The organism is Citrobacter sp. VF227 (genome assembly GCF_052950715.1).
This window is the reverse complement of sequence record NZ_JBRFVF010000011.1, coordinates 40,130-57,856: the sequence shown is the minus strand read 5'-3', so window position 1 is coordinate 57,856 and position 17,727 is coordinate 40,130. Positions and strand designations below refer to the sequence as shown.

Sequence of the window (17,727 nt, the reverse complement as noted above, 5' to 3'; positions counted from 1 at the left end):
TAACCGTCGGGCTTGTCAAAAGGGTAAACTGTTCTGGAAGGTAATAATAAAGGAACTTACATGACCATACAGCAGTGGTTATTCTCATTTAAAGGGCGCATCGGGCGCCGTGATTTCTGGATTTGGATAGGCCTGTGGATCGTTGGAATGCTGGTTTTGTTTTCGCTGGCGAGTAAACAATTACTCGATATTCAGACGGCGGCATTTTGTCTGGTATGTCTGCTGTGGCCAACGGCTGCGGTGACGGTAAAACGCCTGCACGATAGGGGGCGTTCAGGAGCATGGGCGCTGTTGATGATTCTGGCGTGGATGCTGCTGGCCGGGAACTGGGCGATGTTACCAGGCGTCTGGCAATGGGCGGTTGGTCGCTTTGTGCCGACGTTGATTCTGGTCGGTATGCTAATCGATCTGGGCGCGTTCATTGGCACCCAGGATGAAAATAAATATGGGAAGGATACGCAGGACGTGAAGTACAGAGCTGACTCGTAGGCCGGATAAGCGTTAACGCCATCCGGCAAGCCCTCACCAGTAGTGCTCAGCGGTCATATGGCCCGGTCGACGACGCAGGTGTTTGGTCATTTGCCGGGTTTCTTTCAGCAGTTGCTGTGTATCGCGTACCATTTGCGGGTTTCCGCACAGCATCACGTGGCTGGTTTCTTTATCCATTGACAGCCCTACCGCTTTTTCCAGTTCACCGCTTTCAATCAGCGCCGGTACGCGCCCGGTCAGCGAGTCTGCAGCTGTCTCCCGGCTGACAACCGTCTGGATGCGTAATTTACCTTCGTAGCGCTTTTCAAGCGCCTGCATCAACGGCAGGTAACTCAAATCGGCGGCATAACGTGCGGCATGCACCAGCACCAGATTTTTAAAGCGATCCAGGTCTTTGCCTAACTGCAGAATCGACAAATACGGACCGATAGCGGTGCCGGTTGCCAGCATCCATAGCGTTTCGCAATCAGGGACTTCATCCAGTACGAAGAATCCAGCTGCCTCACTCACCACCTGGACTTCATCACCTGGCTTTAGCGCTGCCAGTTGAGGGCTGAGTTTGCCGTCGGGAACCGTCACCAGATAAAATTCTAAGTCAGGGTTGTCAGGCGCATTAACATATGAATAGGCGCGCTGGACGCGCTCGCCGTCAATCTCAAGGCCAAGTTTGGTGAACTGACCTGCGGTAAAAGGAAGAACCGGAGCTCGCACGGTCAAACTAAACAGGGCATCGGTCCAGTTCTGCACCTTTGTGACTTTGCCTGTTACCCAATCTGCCATGGTTTTCTCCTGTCTGCTTTGATTGCCTTATCTTCGTTCGTTGGGCGAAAGATTTCCAGCCCGGATGGGCTGGAAGGCTCTATTGATCAAATCAATTACAGAATGTGCGCCTGCACATCAGGATCTTTGCGATCGAGGTAGTGAATCGACTGAATACGGCGGATCGTCCGCGATTTGCCGCGGATCAGTAGCGTTTCGGTGGTTGCGATATTACCTTTACGGCTAATTCCTTCCAGCAGATCGCCTTTGGTGATGCCGGTTGCGGAGAAAATGACGTTGTCGCTGCGCGCCATTTCATCCAGACGTAACGCTTTGCCCGCTTCAATGCCCATGGCAGCACAGCGCGCCAGTTCTTGTTCGCCAATGCGACGGTTCTCTTCGCTGTCGCCTTTGACGTCATGGCGTGCCAGCAGACGGCCCTGCATGTCGCCATCCAGCGCGCGGATAACAGCCGCGGAAACCACCCCTTCCGGCGCCCCGCCAATGCCATACAGCACGTCAACTTCGCTGTCGGGCATGCAGGTCAGGATCGAGGCCGCAACGTCGCCGTCAGGAATGGCGAAGACGCGTACGCCCAGTTTTGTCATCTCGGCAATAACCTCGTCATGGCGTGGTTTTGCCAGGATGGTGACGGTCAGTTCGCCGAGCGGTTTGTTGAGCGCGGTAGCAATGTTACGCAGGTTGGCTTCCAGCGACAGGTTCAGGTCGATGGACCCTTTTGCGCCTGGGCCGACAATCAGCTTTTCCATGTACATATCCGGCGCGTTGAGGAAGCAGCCTTTATCGCCAACCGCCAGTACGGCCAACGCGTTGGCCTGGCCCATGGCCGTCATGCGCGTGCCTTCGATAGGATCGACGGCGATGTCGACCGCATCACCGCGACCGGTTCCGACTTTCTCGCCGATAAACAGCATCGGCGCTTCATCAATCTCACCCTCGCCAATCACGATGGTGCCGTCGATGTTGACCTGGTTGAGCATAATACGCATGGCGTTCACCGCCGCGCCGTCAGCGGTATTTTTATCGCCGCGGCCCAGCCATTTATAGCCAGCCAGCGCGGCCGCTTCGGTCACGCGTGAAAATTCAATGGCAAGTTCTCGTCTCATTGCAAACTCGTAGCTGAAAGGAATGGCGCGAAGTGTAGCACAGGGGAGGGGGCGAGATTATTGATGTGTGTGCGGGGTTGCCCCCGCAAGAAGAGATTGCCGGATTAGGCACAGTCGCCATCCGGCAATGACGTATTACTCGTCGTGGTCTTCCCACGCCATTGCGCGTTTGACCGCTTTTTTCCAGCCGCTGTAACGGAAGTTACGCTCGGTGGTTTCGATGCCTGGACGGAATTCACGCTCGATGACCGCTTTCTCTTGCAACTCATCCAGATTCTGCCAGAAGCCTACTGCCAGACCAGCCAGGTACGCTGCACCCAATGCGGTGACTTCGCGGACTTCCGGGCGCTCAACGCGGGTGCCCAGAATGTCAGACTGGAACTGCATCAGGAAGTTGTTGGCAACTGCACCGCCGTCAACGCGCAGGGCGTGAAGACGAATTCCGGAGTCAGCCTGCATTGCTTCCAGTACGTCGCGGGTCTGGTAAGCGATAGACTCAAGCGTTGCGCGGATGATGTGGTTGGAGTTTACGCCACGGGTCAGGCCGAAGATGGCGCCACGTGCATACGGGTCCCAGTACGGTGCGCCCAGGCCAGTAAATGCCGGAACGACGTACACGCCGTTGGTGTCTTTCACTTTGGTGGCGAAATACTCAGAGTCGAATGCATCGCTGATGAGCTTCATTTCATCGCGCAACCACTGAATGGATGCGCCAGCCATAAATACCGCACCTTCCAGCGCGTAGTTCACTTCCCCGGTCGGTCCGCAGGCGATAGTAGTCAGCAACCCGTTTTCGGACTTAACGGCTTTCTCGCCGGTGTTCATCAGCATGAAGCAGCCGGTACCGTACGTGTTTTTCGCCATCCCTTCCTTCACGCACAGCTGACCAAAGAGAGCCGCCTGCTGGTCACCGGCAATACCGGAGATAGGAATACGAATGCCGCCTTTACCACCAATGTTGGTCTGGCCGTACACTTCAGAAGAACGACGCACTTCTGGCAGCATGGCGCGCGGAATATCCAGCGCATCCAGCATCGTGTCATCCCAGTCCAGGGTATGGATGTTAAACAGCATGGTACGTGAAGCGTTGGTGTAATCCGTGACGTGTACGCGTCCCTGCGTCATTTTCCAGATAAGCCAGGTGTCCACGGTACCAAACAGCAGTTCGCCGCGACGAGCGCGCTCACGTGAGCCTTCAACGTGGTCGAGGATCCACTTCACCTTGGTACCGGAGAAGTACGGGTCAATCACCAGGCCGGTGTTGTTACGGATATACTCTTCCATGCCATCGCGCTTGAGCTTTTCGCAGATATCCGCGGTGCGACGACACTGCCACACAATGGCGTTATAGATTGGTTTACCGGTTTCACGCTCCCAGACGATGGTGGTTTCACGCTGGTTAGTAATACCGATTGCTGCAATTTCATCGGAACTGATATCGGCTTTCGCCAGAACTTCAACCAGCGTAGAGCTTTGGGTTGCCCAAATTTCCATTGGGTCGTGTTCTACCCAACCTGCTTTCGGGTAGATTTGCTCGAATTCGCGCTGTGAAACGGCAACGATATTCGCATCGTGGTCCATTACGACCGCGCGGGAGCTGGTGGTGCCCTGGTCGAGCGCAACGATATATTTTTTTTCAGTCATAATTTTTGTCCCGTAGTCACATTACAGCGAAGCTTTTTGTTGAGTGTTGGCCGCCGCGTCTTTTTCTTCAATCACGCAGACATCGCACGGTAAATGGCGACCAATCAGTTTGCGATATGCCCATGCGCCCAAAATCGCGCCGGTAATTGGGCCAAACACCGGTACCAGGAAGTAAGGGATATCACGACCACCCGTGAAGGCAATCTCACCCCATCCGGCCATCCAGGCGAAGAGTTTCGGTCCGAAGTCACGTGCCGGGTTCATCGCAAAACCTGTCAGCGGACCCATGGAAGCACCAATAACGGCAATCAACAAGCCGATCAGCAGTGGTGCCAGCGGACCACGAGGTACACCGTTACCATCGTCGGTCAGAGCCAGAATCAGCCCCATTAGAATAGCGGTAATGACCATTTCAACCGCGAAGGCCTGCACAAAATTGATATGCGGGTTCGGATAGGTGGAGAAAGTACCTGCCAGACCCAGGCTCTCGGTACTGCCGCGCACGATATGGTTAGTTTGTTCGAAATCGAGGAATAGATTGTAATAAAGCCCGTAAACCAGTGCCGCTGCGCAAAAGGCGCCGGCAATTTGCGAAATAATAAAAGGGATAACTTTGCGTTTATCAAAACAGGCGAACAGCCAGAGTGCGATGGTTACCGCGGGATTCAGGTGTGCACCAGAAACGCCTGCGGTCAGATAGATAGCCATCGCTACCCCCAGGCCCCAGATGACACTGATTTCCCACTGACCAAAAGTAGCCCCGGCCACTTTGAGTGCAGCGACACAGCCCACACCGAAGAAAATCAACAACCCGGTACCGAGGAATTCAGCAATGCACTGGCCTTTTAAGGTTGAGGTTTGACTCATAATCGGATCCTGAAGAGAGATTAATGTTTATGTGCGAGAAGGTCACTGACATCCCCGGAGCCGGTAGGCACACTGTTAATTTATCGTTAACGCTCAAAAACGAGAAATATCGAAATTAAAATGTGTGTACTGCATCAACAAAATGAGCGTTATCGCGCCATCTGGCGGTATTTGTTATACAAAAATAGTGTGAGCTGAATCATTTCAATGATCAATTCGTTAACACTTAAGAGTTATGACAGTAATGTCACCAGGAGAAAGACGAAAAGTGTTGCAAACCGCAATCTGCGCGGGATGCCGCTGGACAGCGATGGCGCGGCTTCATACAATCGGAGCTAAGTAGAGTGCGCTCGTTTTTATTAAGGCGTCGCCGGTTATCGGGACGAGGATTTTTATCCATCAACGCCTTGCAATTCAGGAGAGGTATGACGATGTCATTAGAAGTGTTTGAGAAACTGGAAGCAAAAGTACAGCAGGCGATTGATACCATCACGCTGTTACAGATGGAAATCGAAGAGCTGAAAGAAAAAAACAACTCACTGTCGCAGGAAGTTCAGACTGCACAGCAGCAGCGTGAAGAGCTGGAGCGTGAGAACAACAACCTGAAAGAACAGCAGAATGGCTGGCAGGATCGTCTGCATGCCCTCCTGGGTCGTATGGAAGAAGTCTAATTCTGATTTCTTTAAAAAGGCATCCATAATGGATGCCTTTTTACTATGTAGATATTAGGATATCGTAACTTTTAAATTTCAAAGAATACGATATGACAAAAAGAAACGATATTATTGATAATTCGGATCGATTTATCACCAGTGATATTAAATATGGCCTTATCTATACAGAGAATCTAGGATGGATTGATTTAGGCCATGCTAATCCAGCAGGGGCTGAAAGATTATGGTTTGAAATGATAAGCGCTCGTGGTGGTGATAGCGAATTTTATGAAGTAAATTATCATCAAAGTATGTCCAAAAACATTCATGGCCTAAATATTAATACTGGTATATATCGTAGATTTATGGTGCGACGAGGATTACCGGAACGAACCTTACAAGGTATTGCTTTATCGATATTCTTAGGTACGTCACATCGCTTCGAATCCTTGCAGGATTTTTGGCCTTACGTATATTTAACGGATAGTGGCTATAGTGCTGAAGATTTGGTATCGAACTTATTTGGTTTTTACCAAGCTGTAAATTATGCAGATTACACCTCTCGTCTTCGGATCTGTTCGAAAGAAAAGGCTTATCGTATCTGGGACTTCTATGGTCCTGTTGGTGAGTATAAAAACAAAAGCGTTATTCCGTTACTATTTCCTGACCCAATAGATAAGAATAAGAAACATGAACCCTACTCAGGGGAATTACCTTTATTTATGGATATAATAAAACCTGTTGCGAATCCAAATTATGTTCGGGAACTCCGCATATGAAGTTCAGGAAATCAGGTTTTATTATTGTATTTATGATTTTAATTTCGCTACTTTATTGCTGTTTCATGTTGAGCATCTTTACAGAAAAAATCTATACACAGCAGAATTTATTATTCTATCATCTGCTAACACCGACACCTCTTAAACAGGTTCCAAGGGTATCCAGCGACTGGTTTTTTGTAAGCTATTCAGATGAAGGTAGCCATCTTCAACTCAGTGAAATAATTTTTACCGGAATACAAAAGAGTGACCTTCAGATAGCTGAGGATAAATTAAATGCTTATATCGAAACTTATCCTGCCAGTCGTGAGATGATGAGCGTCGTTGCCGAAGAAAAAAATGAAAAGTATGATATTAAAGTCATTCATTACGAATCAAATGAATGAAAAAAAGGCCATCAAATTTGCTGATGGCCTTTTTTACTTACTCGATATCAAGCGGGTCTTCGGAGAGGATTATCCCGGTGTTGTCAGCGTACAGGTGATCGCCGGAGAAGAACGTTACACCGCCAAAGTTGACGCGTACATCGCTTTCTCCAATACCTTCCCCTGCGGCACCGACCGGAATTGCGGCAATCGCCTGAATGCCGATATCCAGTTCTTCCAGATCGTCTACCTGACGGACTGAGCCGTAGATGACCAGACCTTCCCATTCATTCTGTACGGCCAGTCGAGCCAGTTCGGCATCGACCAGCGCACGACGGACAGAACCGCCGCCATCGACCAGCAGAATGCGACCACGGCCGTTTTGTTCGAGCAGATCGTACAGCAACCCGTTGTCCTCGAAACATTTTACCGTGATGATTTGTCCGCCAAACGACGACCGCCCTCCAAAGTTAGAGAACAGTGGTTCCACGACGTTGACATCTTCCTGATAGATGTCACAAAGCTCGGATGTATCGTATTTCATAGGCTCAACGTTCAGTTGCTGCGAGAATTTTTAGTATATCGCGCTATGTGTACTGTTGGCAAAATCATCAATTGTTAATTGATATTTGTCAGTTAAAGAGACCACTGACTCAAGAAAATTCCAACGACAAACAGCAGGTTAGTTAACAGTGCCGCTTTTACGGTGCGTTCCAGCATCGGGCGCATTGCCTCAGGGTTCATCTCACGCATCACGTATCGCGCCTGTTTAATCAGCAACGGAGCGGCGAGAACAAACAGCCATCCCCACAGGCTTTGCAGTGAGAACAGGTTAAACAGCGCCAGACAGACCAGCGTGCCCATCAGCAGACAGGCGTGGTAGCGGCGGGCATTGACGGCGCCTAAACGCACGACCAGCGTGTTCTTGCCGTTCTCTCTGTCGCTGTTGATATCGCGCAGATTGTTGACGTTGAGCACGGCAGTTGCCAGCAGGCCGCAGGCGGTGGCAGGCAGAATGAGCGCCGGAATCAGCGTATGCGCCTGCAGATACCAGCTTCCCATAACGCTCAGCCAGCCGAAGAACACCAGCACGGAAATATCGCCCAGACCGATATATCCGTAAGGGCGATTGCCCACGGTGTAAGTGATTGCGGCAATGATCGACAGGCCGCCGAGCACCAGGAAGCCGACAAAATCTGCCAGCGTGTGACAGGCCACAGCAACCAGGGCCAGACCGGACAAGCAGATCAGCACCACGGTGACGATCAGCGCCCGCTTCATCTGCTGTTGGGTGATAACCCCTTTTTGCATACCGCGCAGCGGTCCTATGCGGTCGGGCTTGTCGCTGCCTTTGACGGCATCGCCATAGTCGTTCGCGAGATTCGACAGGATTTGCAGCAGTCCCGCGGTAATGAGTGCCAGCAGAGCGACCAGTGGATCAAAGAACCCTTGCCACCATGCTAATGTCGTACCGACGATGATCGCCGCGAAGGCGAGCGGTAAGGTCTTAGGTCGTAAACTTTCCAGCCAGGCTTGTGAGCGGCTAATTTGTTGTTGTTCAGTCATATTTAGCGCCAATAAAAATGGGGCTTTATCAGCCCCATCAACAGTGATGAAAATGCATTGAACGCGATTATAGGATAAAACGGCTCAGATCTTCATCTGCGACCAGCGCATCCAGATGTTTGCTCACATATTCGGCATCAATTGTGATGCTTTGGCCGTTCAAATCGCTCGCATCATAGGAAATATCTTCCATCAGACGCTCAAGAACGGTATGCAGACGACGCGCACCGATGTTTTCGGTGGTTTCGTTGACCTGCCAGGCCGCTTCGGCAATGCGTTTAATGCCCGACTCGGTGAAGTTAATGTCCACACCTTCGGTCGCCATCAGCGCTTTGTACTGCACAGTGATGGAGGCATTCGGTTCGGTAAGGATACGTTCAAAATCGCTGGTGGTCAGCGCCTGAAGCTCCACACGAATCGGCAGACGACCCTGCAGTTCCGGGATCAGATCAGACGGTTTCGCCACCTGGAATGCGCCAGAGGCGATAAACAGAATGTGATCTGTTTTCACCATACCGTGCTTGGTGGAGACCGTGCAGCCTTCAACCAGCGGCAGCAGGTCGCGCTGAACGCCTTCACGGGATACGTCCGGGCCGGAGGATTCGCCGCGCTTACAGATTTTGTCAATTTCGTCGATAAACACGATCCCGTGCTGTTCAACGGCGTCGATAGCTTCCTGTTTTAGCTCTTCCGGATTCACCAGTTTGGCCGCTTCTTCTTCAATTAGCAGCTTCATCGCGTCTTTGATTTTCAGCTTACGCGGTTTTTGTTTCTGTCCGCCCAGATTCTGGAACATAGACTGCAACTGGCTGGTCATCTCTTCCATTCCCGGAGGTGCCATGATTTCAACGCCCATCGGTGCGGCCGCGAGATCGATTTCGATCTCTTTATCATCCAGTTGGCCTTCACGCAGTTTTTTACGGAATGCCTGACGCGCTGCTGAAGGTTCCTGCGGCTGCTCTGACTGTCCCCAGTTATTTTTAGCCGGTGGGATCAGTACGTCGAGAATACGTTCTTCCGCCATCTCTTCAGCACGGAAGCGGTTTTTCTCGATCGCCTGAACGCGAACCATTTTGATGGCTGCATCGGTCAGATCGCGGATGATCGAGTCAACTTCTTTACCTACATAGCCGACTTCGGTGAATTTCGTTGCTTCAACTTTGATGAACGGCGCGTTGGCCAGCTTTGCCAGACGACGGGCGATTTCGGTTTTACCGACGCCGGTCGGGCCAATCATCAGAATGTTTTTCGGCGTGACTTCATGGCGCAACTCTTCGTTGAGCTGCATACGACGCCAGCGGTTACGCAGGGCAATCGCCACGGAACGCTTAGCGTTATCCTGGCCGATGATGTGTTTGTTCAGCTCGCTGACAATTTCGCGTGGGGTCATTTCAGACATGGGGGATCCTTACGCTTTGGAGTTCAATTCTTCGATGGTATGGAAGTGGTTGGTATAAATGCAGATATCCCCTGCAATATCCAACGCTTTCTCAGCGATCTCGCGCGCGCCAAGCTCGGTGTTTTCCAGCAGAGCGCGTGCAGCAGCCTGGGCGTAGGGACCGCCGGAGCCGATGGCAATCAGATCGTTTTCTGGCTGGATGACGTCGCCGTTACCGGTGATGATGAGTGATGCCGTTTCATCTGCGACGGCCAGCAGCGCTTCGAGTTTGCGTAGCATACGGTCGGTACGCCAGTCTTTTGCCAGTTCAACGGCCGCTTTCACCAGGTGACCCTGATGCATTTCCAGCTTGCGTTCAAACAGTTCAAACAGCGTGAATGCATCCGCAGTACCACCCGCAAAGCCCGCGATGACTTTGTCGTTGTACAGACGGCGGACTTTCTTCACGTTGCCTTTCATGACGGTATTGCCCAGTGTGGCCTGGCCATCACCGGCGATTACGACGTGGCCGTTACGGCGAACACTTACTATTGTTGTCACGAGCAGACCCCTTCTTACAAATACGGACGTAGGGGCCCCGTACCACGTACGGGGCAGAATGTAAGTATAGATGGGGGGGATTTTAGGGGTTTCAACCCCCAGTAGCGAGTCGAATGCAGTTTGTGTGACCAGCAACCTTCAGGCGGCTGATGGTGTTGTCGGCATTCTCTTTGCCTTTAACCGGACCAATGACCACGCGATTCCAGCCGTTATTAGTGGTAATACGTGAATTGAAGCCTTCAAAGGCCAGCTGCGCCCGTACGGTTTCTGCTTGCTCTGCGCCTTTAAATGACCCGCACTGCACCATCCAGCGGCGTTCATCTTTTTTCTCCGCCGTTTGTTTTGGCGGCTGGGTTTCATTCGTTATTGGCGCGGCCGGCTGCGTTTTCGGCTGAGCGGCGGTAGTATGCGCAGGCGTTTGCAGCAGGTCCTGGTACGGCTGTTGGGCCGCCGGTTTTGGCTGTGCTTTCGGCTGTTGTTGTACTGGAGCTGCTTGCGCCGTACGCGTTTGCTGCTGCTGGTACGGTTGTTCCGTTACCCGTGGTTGCGTGCGCGGCTGCTGAGCCTGCTGCTGCGTGTTGGCCCATTGCTGTTGCTGCACCTGACGCTGGCGCTGCAACGTTTGCTGACGCTGTTCAGGCGTTTGCTCGTTCCACGGCACTTCGTTGAGCTGCGTTGGCTGTTGACGCATATCAGCCTGCATTTGCGCTAATAGCTGTCGCTGCTCATTGGTTAGCTGATCGGCGTTCAGCACCTCGCCGCCAGCGGACGGTTCGGTAGGCGCACGTACGCCAGGCTGGCGGCTTTCCAGCTCTTTGATGTATCGCCAGCGTTCTTCCGGTTTTGGTGGGATGCCATTGCCGGTGACTTTCTGGTTTTGCAGCGTTTCGGACTCTTCTTTCTTGTGATGCGTAATGAAGTACAGACCACCGATAAAGGTCACGAGTACGGCTGCAGCAATAGCAACCATAGCGGGCGATACCGCAGGCGTATTGCGTTGTTTTTTCCGTGATGTGCTCTTCTTGCGCCGCGAAGGTGCCGGTTGGCCGCGACGTACATAATCTCGTTGTGCCACTATCGTTTCGCTGTATTTATTCGTTCGTCAGCCCGCCATGTTACTTAAGCGGCGGGCCTTTGACCAGACAGGGGAGTCCGAAAGCACTTTACTTTACGTCAGTGCCCGGGTAGTACCCCGAATAATTAGCTCGCAGTCCAGTAAACGTGAGCCACTGCTGACGTTCTGCCCTTGTAATTGATCGAGCAGTAACAGCATAGCTTCACGTCCGATATCAAAACGCGGCTGTGCAACGGTTGTCAGGGGTGGATCACAGAATTCTGTGAGCGAAATGTTATCAAAGCCAATGATGGATAAATCGTCAGGCACCTTCAGGCCCTGACGTTTGGCATATGAGAGCGCGCCTAGTGCCATGACGTCGCTGTGGCAAAAGACCGCGGTAGGCGGCTGCGGAAGTTCAAGAAGCTGCTTCAGTGCATCGGCTCCCGCTGCATAGGTAAAGTCACCACGCGCGATGAAATGCGGATCGACCGTAATTCCGCTACGGCGTAGTGCCTGAACGTAGCCTTGCAGACGGTAATGGCACAGCGGCATATCCTCTGGTCCAGCGATACAGCCAATGCGTTTGTGCCCCAGCTCCAGCAGATAGTTCATCGCGTTGAAGGCGGCGGTGAGATTATCAATGTGCACGGTGGGCAATTCCAGCTCTGGCGCGAACTCGTTGGACATGACCATCGGCGGCAAGTTGCGTTGCTCTTCCACGCTGGCATCAAACGGCAGGCGCGAGCTGAGCAGCACCATGCCATCGATCTGCTTGGTGATTATGAGGTTGAGGAAGGTCTTTTCCTGCTGGTTCTGGTGCGCACAATCGCCGATAAGCACCAGATATCCTTGCTCTGCGGCGGTCACTTCTATGCCGCGAATCACTTCGCTAAAAAACGGATCGCAGATATCCGGCACAATCACCAGAATGGTACGTGATTCATTACGCTTAACATTGCGTCCCATCGATTGAGGTAAATATCCCACTTCCAGGGCTGCCTGCTCAACCTTGTTACGGGTTGACTGTGAGACTTTGTCCGGGTTCATTAATGCGCGGGATACGGTTGCCGTTGAGACTTTCGCCTTCAGAGCAACATCTTTCATCGTAGCGGCGGCAACCTGCTTATTCGGTTTCACTCTTTCTCCTCGCCAGAGAGCTGCTGGCACAGACTCGTCCTTGAATAGCCTTCATCTGAAACATTTTTATCAGATAGTTAATGGAAGCGGTTACAGAATTTTCATAAAAAGTGTGATGGATCTTTAATTTTACGATCCGCCTCGCATCGTGAGGGATTATCCCTCGATGGGATCGACATCCAGCACCCATTTAACCTTACGTGCATCGGGTAACGTATTGATCAGCGCCAATGTGCCACTGACGATATGCTGCAGGCGAATTCGCGACGGATGCTGTAACAAAATTTGCCAGCGATACCGACCGCCGCGCTTTGGTGCCAGAGCGGGAACCGGGCCGAGCACCCACAGTTTGTCATCGGCCAGTGGACTGGCCTGAATCAGGTTTCGTAACTGCTGTAAGAACATTGGCGCATGCTGGTTATTATGATCTTCAGCCCGCACGATCACATGGCTGGTCCACGGTGGAAGCTGGAGCGTTTGTCGCTCGGCCAGCGCCTGTTCGGCAAACGCGTCATAACCTTTATACAGCAAGGTTTGCAGCAACGGATGTTCAGGGTGGTGCGTTTGCAGCACCACTTCGCCCTGTTTCCCGGCGCGTCCTGCTCGTCCGGAGACCTGTGTGTAGAGCTGGGCGAAGCGTTCTGCCGACCGGAAATCCGCAGAGAACAGTGCACCGTCAACGTCCAGAAGCGCCACCAGGGTGACGTCCGGGAAGTGGTGGCCTTTAGCCAGCATTTGCGTGCCGATCAGAATTCGCGCGCCGCCGCGATGTACTTCCGCCAGATGCTGCTCCAGCGAGCCTTTACGGCTGGTGGTATCGCGATCGATGCGTGAAATTGGCACACCGGGGAAAAAAGGTGCCAAAGCCTGCTCAAGCTGTTCGGTGCCGAGGCCAACCGGAACCATATGCGTCGAACCGCAGGAAGGGCACTGACGCGGTATTGGGCGCTGGCTGTCGCAGTGGTGGCAGCGTAAATGGTGCTGCGCCTGATGCAGGGTGTAGTAGTGATCGCAGCGCGGACATTCGGCAATCCAGCCGCAGTCGTGGCACAGCAGCGCAGGGGCAAAACCCCGGCGGTTCAAAAACAGAATTACCTGGTTATCTGCCTGCAAATGTTGACGCATGCGGGTGATAAGCGCAGGGGCGAGTCCTGCCTGCACTTGCTGACCTTTGAGATCCAGCACGTGCTGAGTGGCTGGGCGCGCATTTCCGGCGCGTCGCGTCAGGCGCAGCATGCGATATTTTTTCTGCCGCACGTTGCACAGCGTTTCCAGCGCCGGGGTTGCAGAGCCGAGAATAATCGGAATCTGCTCGCTGTGGGCGCGATAAACTGCGAGGTCGCGCGCATGATAGCGCCAGCCTTCCTGCTGTTTATAAGAGCTGTCGTGCTCTTCGTCGATGACGATCACGCCGAGGTTTTTAAACGGCGTAAACAGCGAGGAGCGCGTACCGATAACTATCGCCGCTTCGCCATTCTTTGCTTTCAGCCAGGCTGAAAGACGTTCGCTGTCGTTCAATCCGGAGTGCAGGACTTCGACCGGCGCATTGAAGCGTTCGCGAAAACGGGCAATAGTTTGCGGCGTCAGGCCAATCTCAGGCACCATCACCAGCGCCTGCTTACCCTGGGCAAGGACATTTTCCAGTACGCTTAGATAGACCTCTGTTTTGCCCGACCCCGTCACGCCCGCTAATAGCCAGGCGCTAAAGCTGTCCGAGGCGCTATGAATCGCGCCGACGGCGGTGGCTTGCTCGGTATTCAGTCGAAGACGCTCACCGGAAACGGCGTAGTGCGTACGCCAGTCGCTAAAGCCTGGCGTTTCACTCGCCAGATCGCACAGTCCTTTTTTCCGCAGTGCCTGTAATGCGGCGTCATTAAATTCCAGTTCAGCGACCTGGTCGCGCCATATTTTTCCCTGGCGTAGCGCAGCCAGCGCCTGCTGCTGCTTGGGAGAGCGCTTCAGGCTGTTCAGATCAATGATCTGACCTTCTTCTGTGGCAAACCAGTACCACATGGGCGCGTTAGTCGCCGGGCGTCCCTGGCGCAACAGAATCGGCAGGGCATGAAACAGTACGTCGCCGATAGGATGGTGATAATAGTCTGCCGCCCACAACAGCAGACGCCAGACGGAGGTCGAATAAACCGGTTCGCTGTCCAGCACTTCAAGAATGGTTTTTAATTCGCTCCGCGGCAGTTCGCTACTTTCGTTGACGGAAAGGACGATACCCACGCGCTCCTGTTGTTTGCCAAAAGGCACGCGTACTCGACACCCGGCTTTGGCGCTCATGCCTTCCGGCAAGAGGTAGTCAAAGGTGCGAGGTAGCGGAACGGGTAAGGCAACGTGCGCAACGGGCATTGAATCATCCTGACTTGAAATCTGGCGGGTTAGTATACACATTAGTGAAGGACAGAATGCGGATCAGTTTGCAAGAGCAGGTTAATTTCTGTATGATTCGCCGCCTTTGATATGAATTTGTATCATAGGCCTATACTATTAACATCGCGTGGTGTCTGGCGTTAGGGCTGGAAGAGCGACGCGGCCTTAAACCGAGGTTTTCCCATGAAAAAAGATATTCACCCGAAATACGAAGAAATTACTGCAAACTGCTCTTGCGGTAACGTCATGAAAATCCGCTCTACAGTCGGTCACGATCTGAACCTGGACGTGTGCAGTAAGTGCCACCCGTTCTATACTGGCAAGCAGCGTGATGTTGCTACCGGTGGCCGTGTTGATCGCTTCAACAAGCGTTTCAGCATCCCAGGCAGCAAATAAGTTTCAGCTGTCAGAAAAAAGCGCCATATGGCGCTTTTTTTGTTTCTACACCTGTAGTCTGAAGTTCGTATTGATGTATTGAATGATGTCTATTATCTAATAAATAAAACAGTGTTTTTATTTTTGCGATAAATTGTTTCAACTGGTGATCTTCGTCATTTTCATCTTCTGGTTTTTGCCACTTAAGCCAATTCTTGGCAAAATACCAAAGGTTTCTCTCTTCTTTCTAAAATACACTTTTGTGGAAATATAAAATTATTCTTAATCCTTCATCGTTTTTCCATTTATCGGCGAAACGAGATGGGCAATTTCCTTGATTGAGTGTGAAGAGGGATGGCTATGAAATTTAAAACCGCATTATTACTGATTCCATTATTCTCTGCGGCCGCGCAAGCGGGTTATGTTGATTATCGGCATGAATATTATGATGATGGTCGTAATTACGATCGTGTTTATATGTCGCATCGTTTTGCCACAGGTTTCGGCGTGGCAGTAGAAGCTATTTCACGTTCCGAAGACACGCAATCTAATGATGCGTGGAATAACATGGAGAGTAATGGTAACGAGTATACGGCAAGCTACCAGTTCACCTGGCAGGGTCTTATCTGGCAACCGGGTATTGCGATTGAAACGGGTGATAACATCGCGATTTATAAACCGTATATTCGCGTGCAGTACAACATCAATGACAACTGGTGGACCGCGTTCCGCTATCGCCAGGAATACATGCGCAGAAACACCGACGGCAAGGATGACCGTATGGTCTATCGTCCGGAAGCCTGGCTCGGTTATAACATCAATGACTGGATGTTTGAGCTAAACGGCATTTATAAAATTGCCGACAGCGAAGATTTATATAATAACCGAAAAGATGATTACGAATATAATTTCCGCGTGGCTTATAAAATTGGTTCCTGGGTTCCATTTGTTGAAGTTGGTAACGTTTCCTCGGGGTATAACACCACAACCACAGACGATCGTCAGACTCGTTATCGCGTTGGTCTTGGTTATAACTTCTGACCATTAATACATTTCATATCAGTTTATTACGCTGAGTATCGGTATATACGCATAGTTTGCGTGAATAATGTGTCTAAGGAGTTAACATCATGTCTAATGATGGAACTATGATCGAAAATCATCAAAGTATTGCTGTCAGACCTTTCGGATTAAGAGATAAATTTGGTTATTTGTGTGGCGACCTTGGAACCTGTTTTATTCTTGGTCTGGTAAATAGTTTTTTAATGATTTATTACACCAACGTACTCGGTATTTCCGGTGTTATTGTTGGTTCACTCTATTTTGTGACCAAACTCTTTGACGCGTTTGTCGACGTTGGCGTAGGGCGCTTATGTGATACCTCTAAACTGACGATACATGGACGGTTTAATCCGTGGGTACGCCGTATGAAGTACCCGTTCTGTATCATTGCGGTCGTCCTGTTCCTGCCGTTTGTGAATGATTTTTCTTATACGGCGAAAATTATCTACATTTGCTGTTCTTATTTTATCTACGGTTCACTGTTATCGACCGTGAGCATTCCGTATGGGGCCATGTCTGCAGCCATTAGCTCGAACCCGGAAGATCGTGTCTCGCTGTCAACCTGGCGCAGCGTTGGGTCAGCTATCGGCGGCGGCGCAACCGGCTTTTTTATTCCAATCCTGATGTACACCACGCTGGTGGACGGAAGTCAGGTGATCTCCGGGCAGCATTTCTTCTGGATCGCCATCGGTTGTGCGGTGTTGGGGTTTATCTTTTTAACATTGACCTGCCAGTTAACGACGGAGCGTGTGCGCGTAGAGAAAAAAGAGAGCATGCCTGTTTCAGTGCTGTTGAAAGGGCTATTACGCAATAAAGCGCTGATTGTTTTAGTGGTTGTGGATCTGCTGATCGTAATTAATCAGGGGTTGTCTGGTACCAACATGACTTACCTGTTTAATGACTATTTCCATAACAAAGAGGCCATGTCCGTTGCCTTGCTCTTCACCTTTGGCTCTCTGGTTCTGCTGGCGCCATCGGCATCTTGGCTCACGAAGCGGTTTGGTAAAAAAGAGGCCAGCGTCGGCGCGCTACTCTTTGCAGTAGCGATGTATTTGATTATGTACTTCATCCATATTACCGACGCGAAAGTCTATTTGGTTTTCCTGTTCCTGGCGACGTTGGGGGCCGGACTATTCAACCTGATGATTTGGGCGTTTATGACCGATGTTTGTGATTATCACCAGTATGTCACCGGCGATCGTGAGGATGGAACCGTCTATGGCGTGAACTTCTTTGCCCGCAAGGTTGGTCAGGCGTGCGCAGGAGCCATTGGCGGCTTTATGCTGGCCATCATTGGTTATCAATCTTCGTCAACGGGCGGCGCTGTGCAAACCAGCATCGTACAGGAAAACATCTATACAATGGCGAATCTTTTACCAGCGTTATGCCTGTTTTTGGCCGCGGTTATTCTGATTTATTTCTATCCATTGAACCGTAAAGAGACGCTAAAAATGGAAGAGACATTGAATAAACTTAATGGTATCAGTAAGTAAAATAGCGAGAAGCGGCGGGAGTAATCCCGCCTTTTCTCA

18 protein-coding genes are annotated in these 17,727 nt (G+C 51.3%); 7 read left to right on the top strand and 11 right to left on the bottom strand.

Annotated features, from left to right (window positions below; genetic code table 11):
* The first annotated feature begins 60 nt into the window (after positions 1–60).
* On the top strand, positions 61–489 hold the full coding sequence (locus tag ACU8YC_RS22020; RefSeq protein ID WP_151224162.1) for a DUF805 domain-containing protein: 429 nt from the start codon (positions 61–63) through the stop codon (positions 487–489).
* A 33-nt stretch (positions 490–522) separates the two neighbouring features.
* Here the strand turns inward: ACU8YC_RS22020 and fpr are convergent, their stop codons facing one another.
* The 4 genes from fpr to ACU8YC_RS22000 form a co-directional block, all read right to left on the bottom strand.
* Positions 523–1,269, bottom strand: a complete 747-nt coding sequence (fpr, locus tag ACU8YC_RS22015) for a ferredoxin--NADP(+) reductase (protein ID WP_151224163.1) — start codon at positions 1,267–1,269, stop codon at positions 523–525.
* Positions 1,270–1,364: 95 nt separating this feature from the next.
* The gene (gene glpX / locus ACU8YC_RS22010) at positions 1,365–2,375 is read right to left on the bottom strand and encodes a class II fructose-bisphosphatase (RefSeq protein ID WP_151218443.1); all 1,011 of its coding nucleotides are present in this window, start codon (positions 2,373–2,375) and stop codon (positions 1,365–1,367) included.
* A gap of 135 nt (positions 2,376–2,510) precedes the next feature.
* On the bottom strand, positions 2,511–4,019 hold the full coding sequence (glpK, locus tag ACU8YC_RS22005; RefSeq protein ID WP_151218444.1) for a glycerol kinase GlpK: 1,509 nt from the start codon (positions 4,017–4,019) through the stop codon (positions 2,511–2,513).
* Between the two features lie 21 nt (positions 4,020–4,040).
* Complete coding sequence (locus ACU8YC_RS22000; RefSeq protein ID WP_151218445.1) at positions 4,041–4,886, bottom strand: MIP/aquaporin family protein; 846 nt, start codon at positions 4,884–4,886, stop codon at positions 4,041–4,043.
* A 425-nt stretch (positions 4,887–5,311) separates the two neighbouring features.
* Between ACU8YC_RS22000 and zapB the strand changes: the two genes are divergently transcribed.
* The 3 genes from zapB to ACU8YC_RS21985 all read left to right on the top strand — a co-directional run bounded on the left by zapB (position 5,312) and on the right by ACU8YC_RS21985 (position 6,704).
* Positions 5,312–5,557, top strand: coding sequence for a septal ring assembly protein ZapB (gene zapB, locus ACU8YC_RS21995; RefSeq protein WP_088732415.1), 246 nt, complete (start codon positions 5,312–5,314; stop codon positions 5,555–5,557).
* A gap of 92 nt (positions 5,558–5,649) precedes the next feature.
* Positions 5,650–6,318, top strand: coding sequence for a hypothetical protein (locus ACU8YC_RS21990; protein WP_151218446.1), 669 nt, complete (start codon positions 5,650–5,652; stop codon positions 6,316–6,318).
* Positions 6,315–6,704: a hypothetical protein gene (locus ACU8YC_RS21985; protein ID WP_151218447.1), complete on the top strand. Its 390-nt coding sequence runs from the start codon at positions 6,315–6,317 to the stop codon at positions 6,702–6,704. Before ACU8YC_RS21990 ends, ACU8YC_RS21985 begins: the two co-directional genes overlap by 4 nt.
* A 37-nt stretch (positions 6,705–6,741) precedes the next feature.
* On the opposite strand, the gene rraA is transcribed toward ACU8YC_RS21985, so the two are convergent.
* The 7 genes from rraA to priA form a co-directional block, all read right to left on the bottom strand.
* On the bottom strand, positions 6,742–7,227 hold the full coding sequence (gene rraA, locus ACU8YC_RS21980; RefSeq protein WP_003028798.1) for a ribonuclease E activity regulator RraA: 486 nt from the start codon (positions 7,225–7,227) through the stop codon (positions 6,742–6,744).
* Positions 7,228–7,319: 92 nt separating this feature from the next.
* Positions 7,320–8,249, bottom strand: coding sequence for a 1,4-dihydroxy-2-naphthoate polyprenyltransferase (menA, locus tag ACU8YC_RS21975; RefSeq protein WP_278238596.1), 930 nt, complete (start codon positions 8,247–8,249; stop codon positions 7,320–7,322).
* Positions 8,250–8,316: 67 nt separating this feature from the next.
* A complete protein-coding gene (hslU, locus tag ACU8YC_RS21970; RefSeq protein WP_003028803.1) occupies positions 8,317–9,648 on the bottom strand; it encodes an HslU--HslV peptidase ATPase subunit in 1,332 nt (443 codons plus the stop codon).
* A 9-nt stretch (positions 9,649–9,657) separates the two neighbouring features.
* Positions 9,658–10,188: an ATP-dependent protease subunit HslV gene (gene hslV, locus ACU8YC_RS21965; protein WP_003028805.1), complete on the bottom strand. Its 531-nt coding sequence runs from the start codon at positions 10,186–10,188 to the stop codon at positions 9,658–9,660.
* Between the two features lie 91 nt (positions 10,189–10,279).
* Complete coding sequence (ftsN, locus tag ACU8YC_RS21960; protein ID WP_210905501.1) at positions 10,280–11,263, bottom strand: cell division protein FtsN; 984 nt, start codon at positions 11,261–11,263, stop codon at positions 10,280–10,282.
* A gap of 93 nt (positions 11,264–11,356) precedes the next feature.
* Positions 11,357–12,382 carry a DNA-binding transcriptional regulator CytR gene (gene cytR, locus ACU8YC_RS21955; RefSeq protein ID WP_151218449.1) on the bottom strand — a complete coding sequence of 342 codons (1,026 nt, stop codon included), beginning with the start codon at positions 12,380–12,382 and terminating at the stop codon, positions 11,357–11,359.
* Positions 12,383–12,538: 156 nt separating this feature from the next.
* A complete protein-coding gene (gene priA, locus ACU8YC_RS21950) occupies positions 12,539–14,737 on the bottom strand; it encodes a primosomal protein N' (RefSeq protein ID WP_151218450.1) in 2,199 nt (732 codons plus the stop codon).
* Between the two features lie 204 nt (positions 14,738–14,941).
* Between priA and rpmE the strand changes: the two genes are divergently transcribed.
* The 3 genes from rpmE (at position 14,942) to ACU8YC_RS21935 (ending at position 17,688) form a co-directional block, all read left to right on the top strand.
* Positions 14,942–15,154: a 50S ribosomal protein L31 gene (gene rpmE, locus ACU8YC_RS21945; protein ID WP_151218451.1), complete on the top strand. Its 213-nt coding sequence runs from the start codon at positions 14,942–14,944 to the stop codon at positions 15,152–15,154.
* A 339-nt stretch (positions 15,155–15,493) separates the two neighbouring features.
* Complete coding sequence (locus ACU8YC_RS21940) at positions 15,494–16,174, top strand: oligogalacturonate-specific porin KdgM family protein (RefSeq protein ID WP_151218452.1); 681 nt, start codon at positions 15,494–15,496, stop codon at positions 16,172–16,174.
* An 89-nt stretch (positions 16,175–16,263) separates the two neighbouring features.
* Positions 16,264–17,688, top strand: coding sequence for an MFS transporter (locus ACU8YC_RS21935; RefSeq protein WP_151218453.1), 1,425 nt, complete (start codon positions 16,264–16,266; stop codon positions 17,686–17,688).
* The last annotated feature ends 39 nt before the right edge of the window (positions 17,689–17,727 follow it).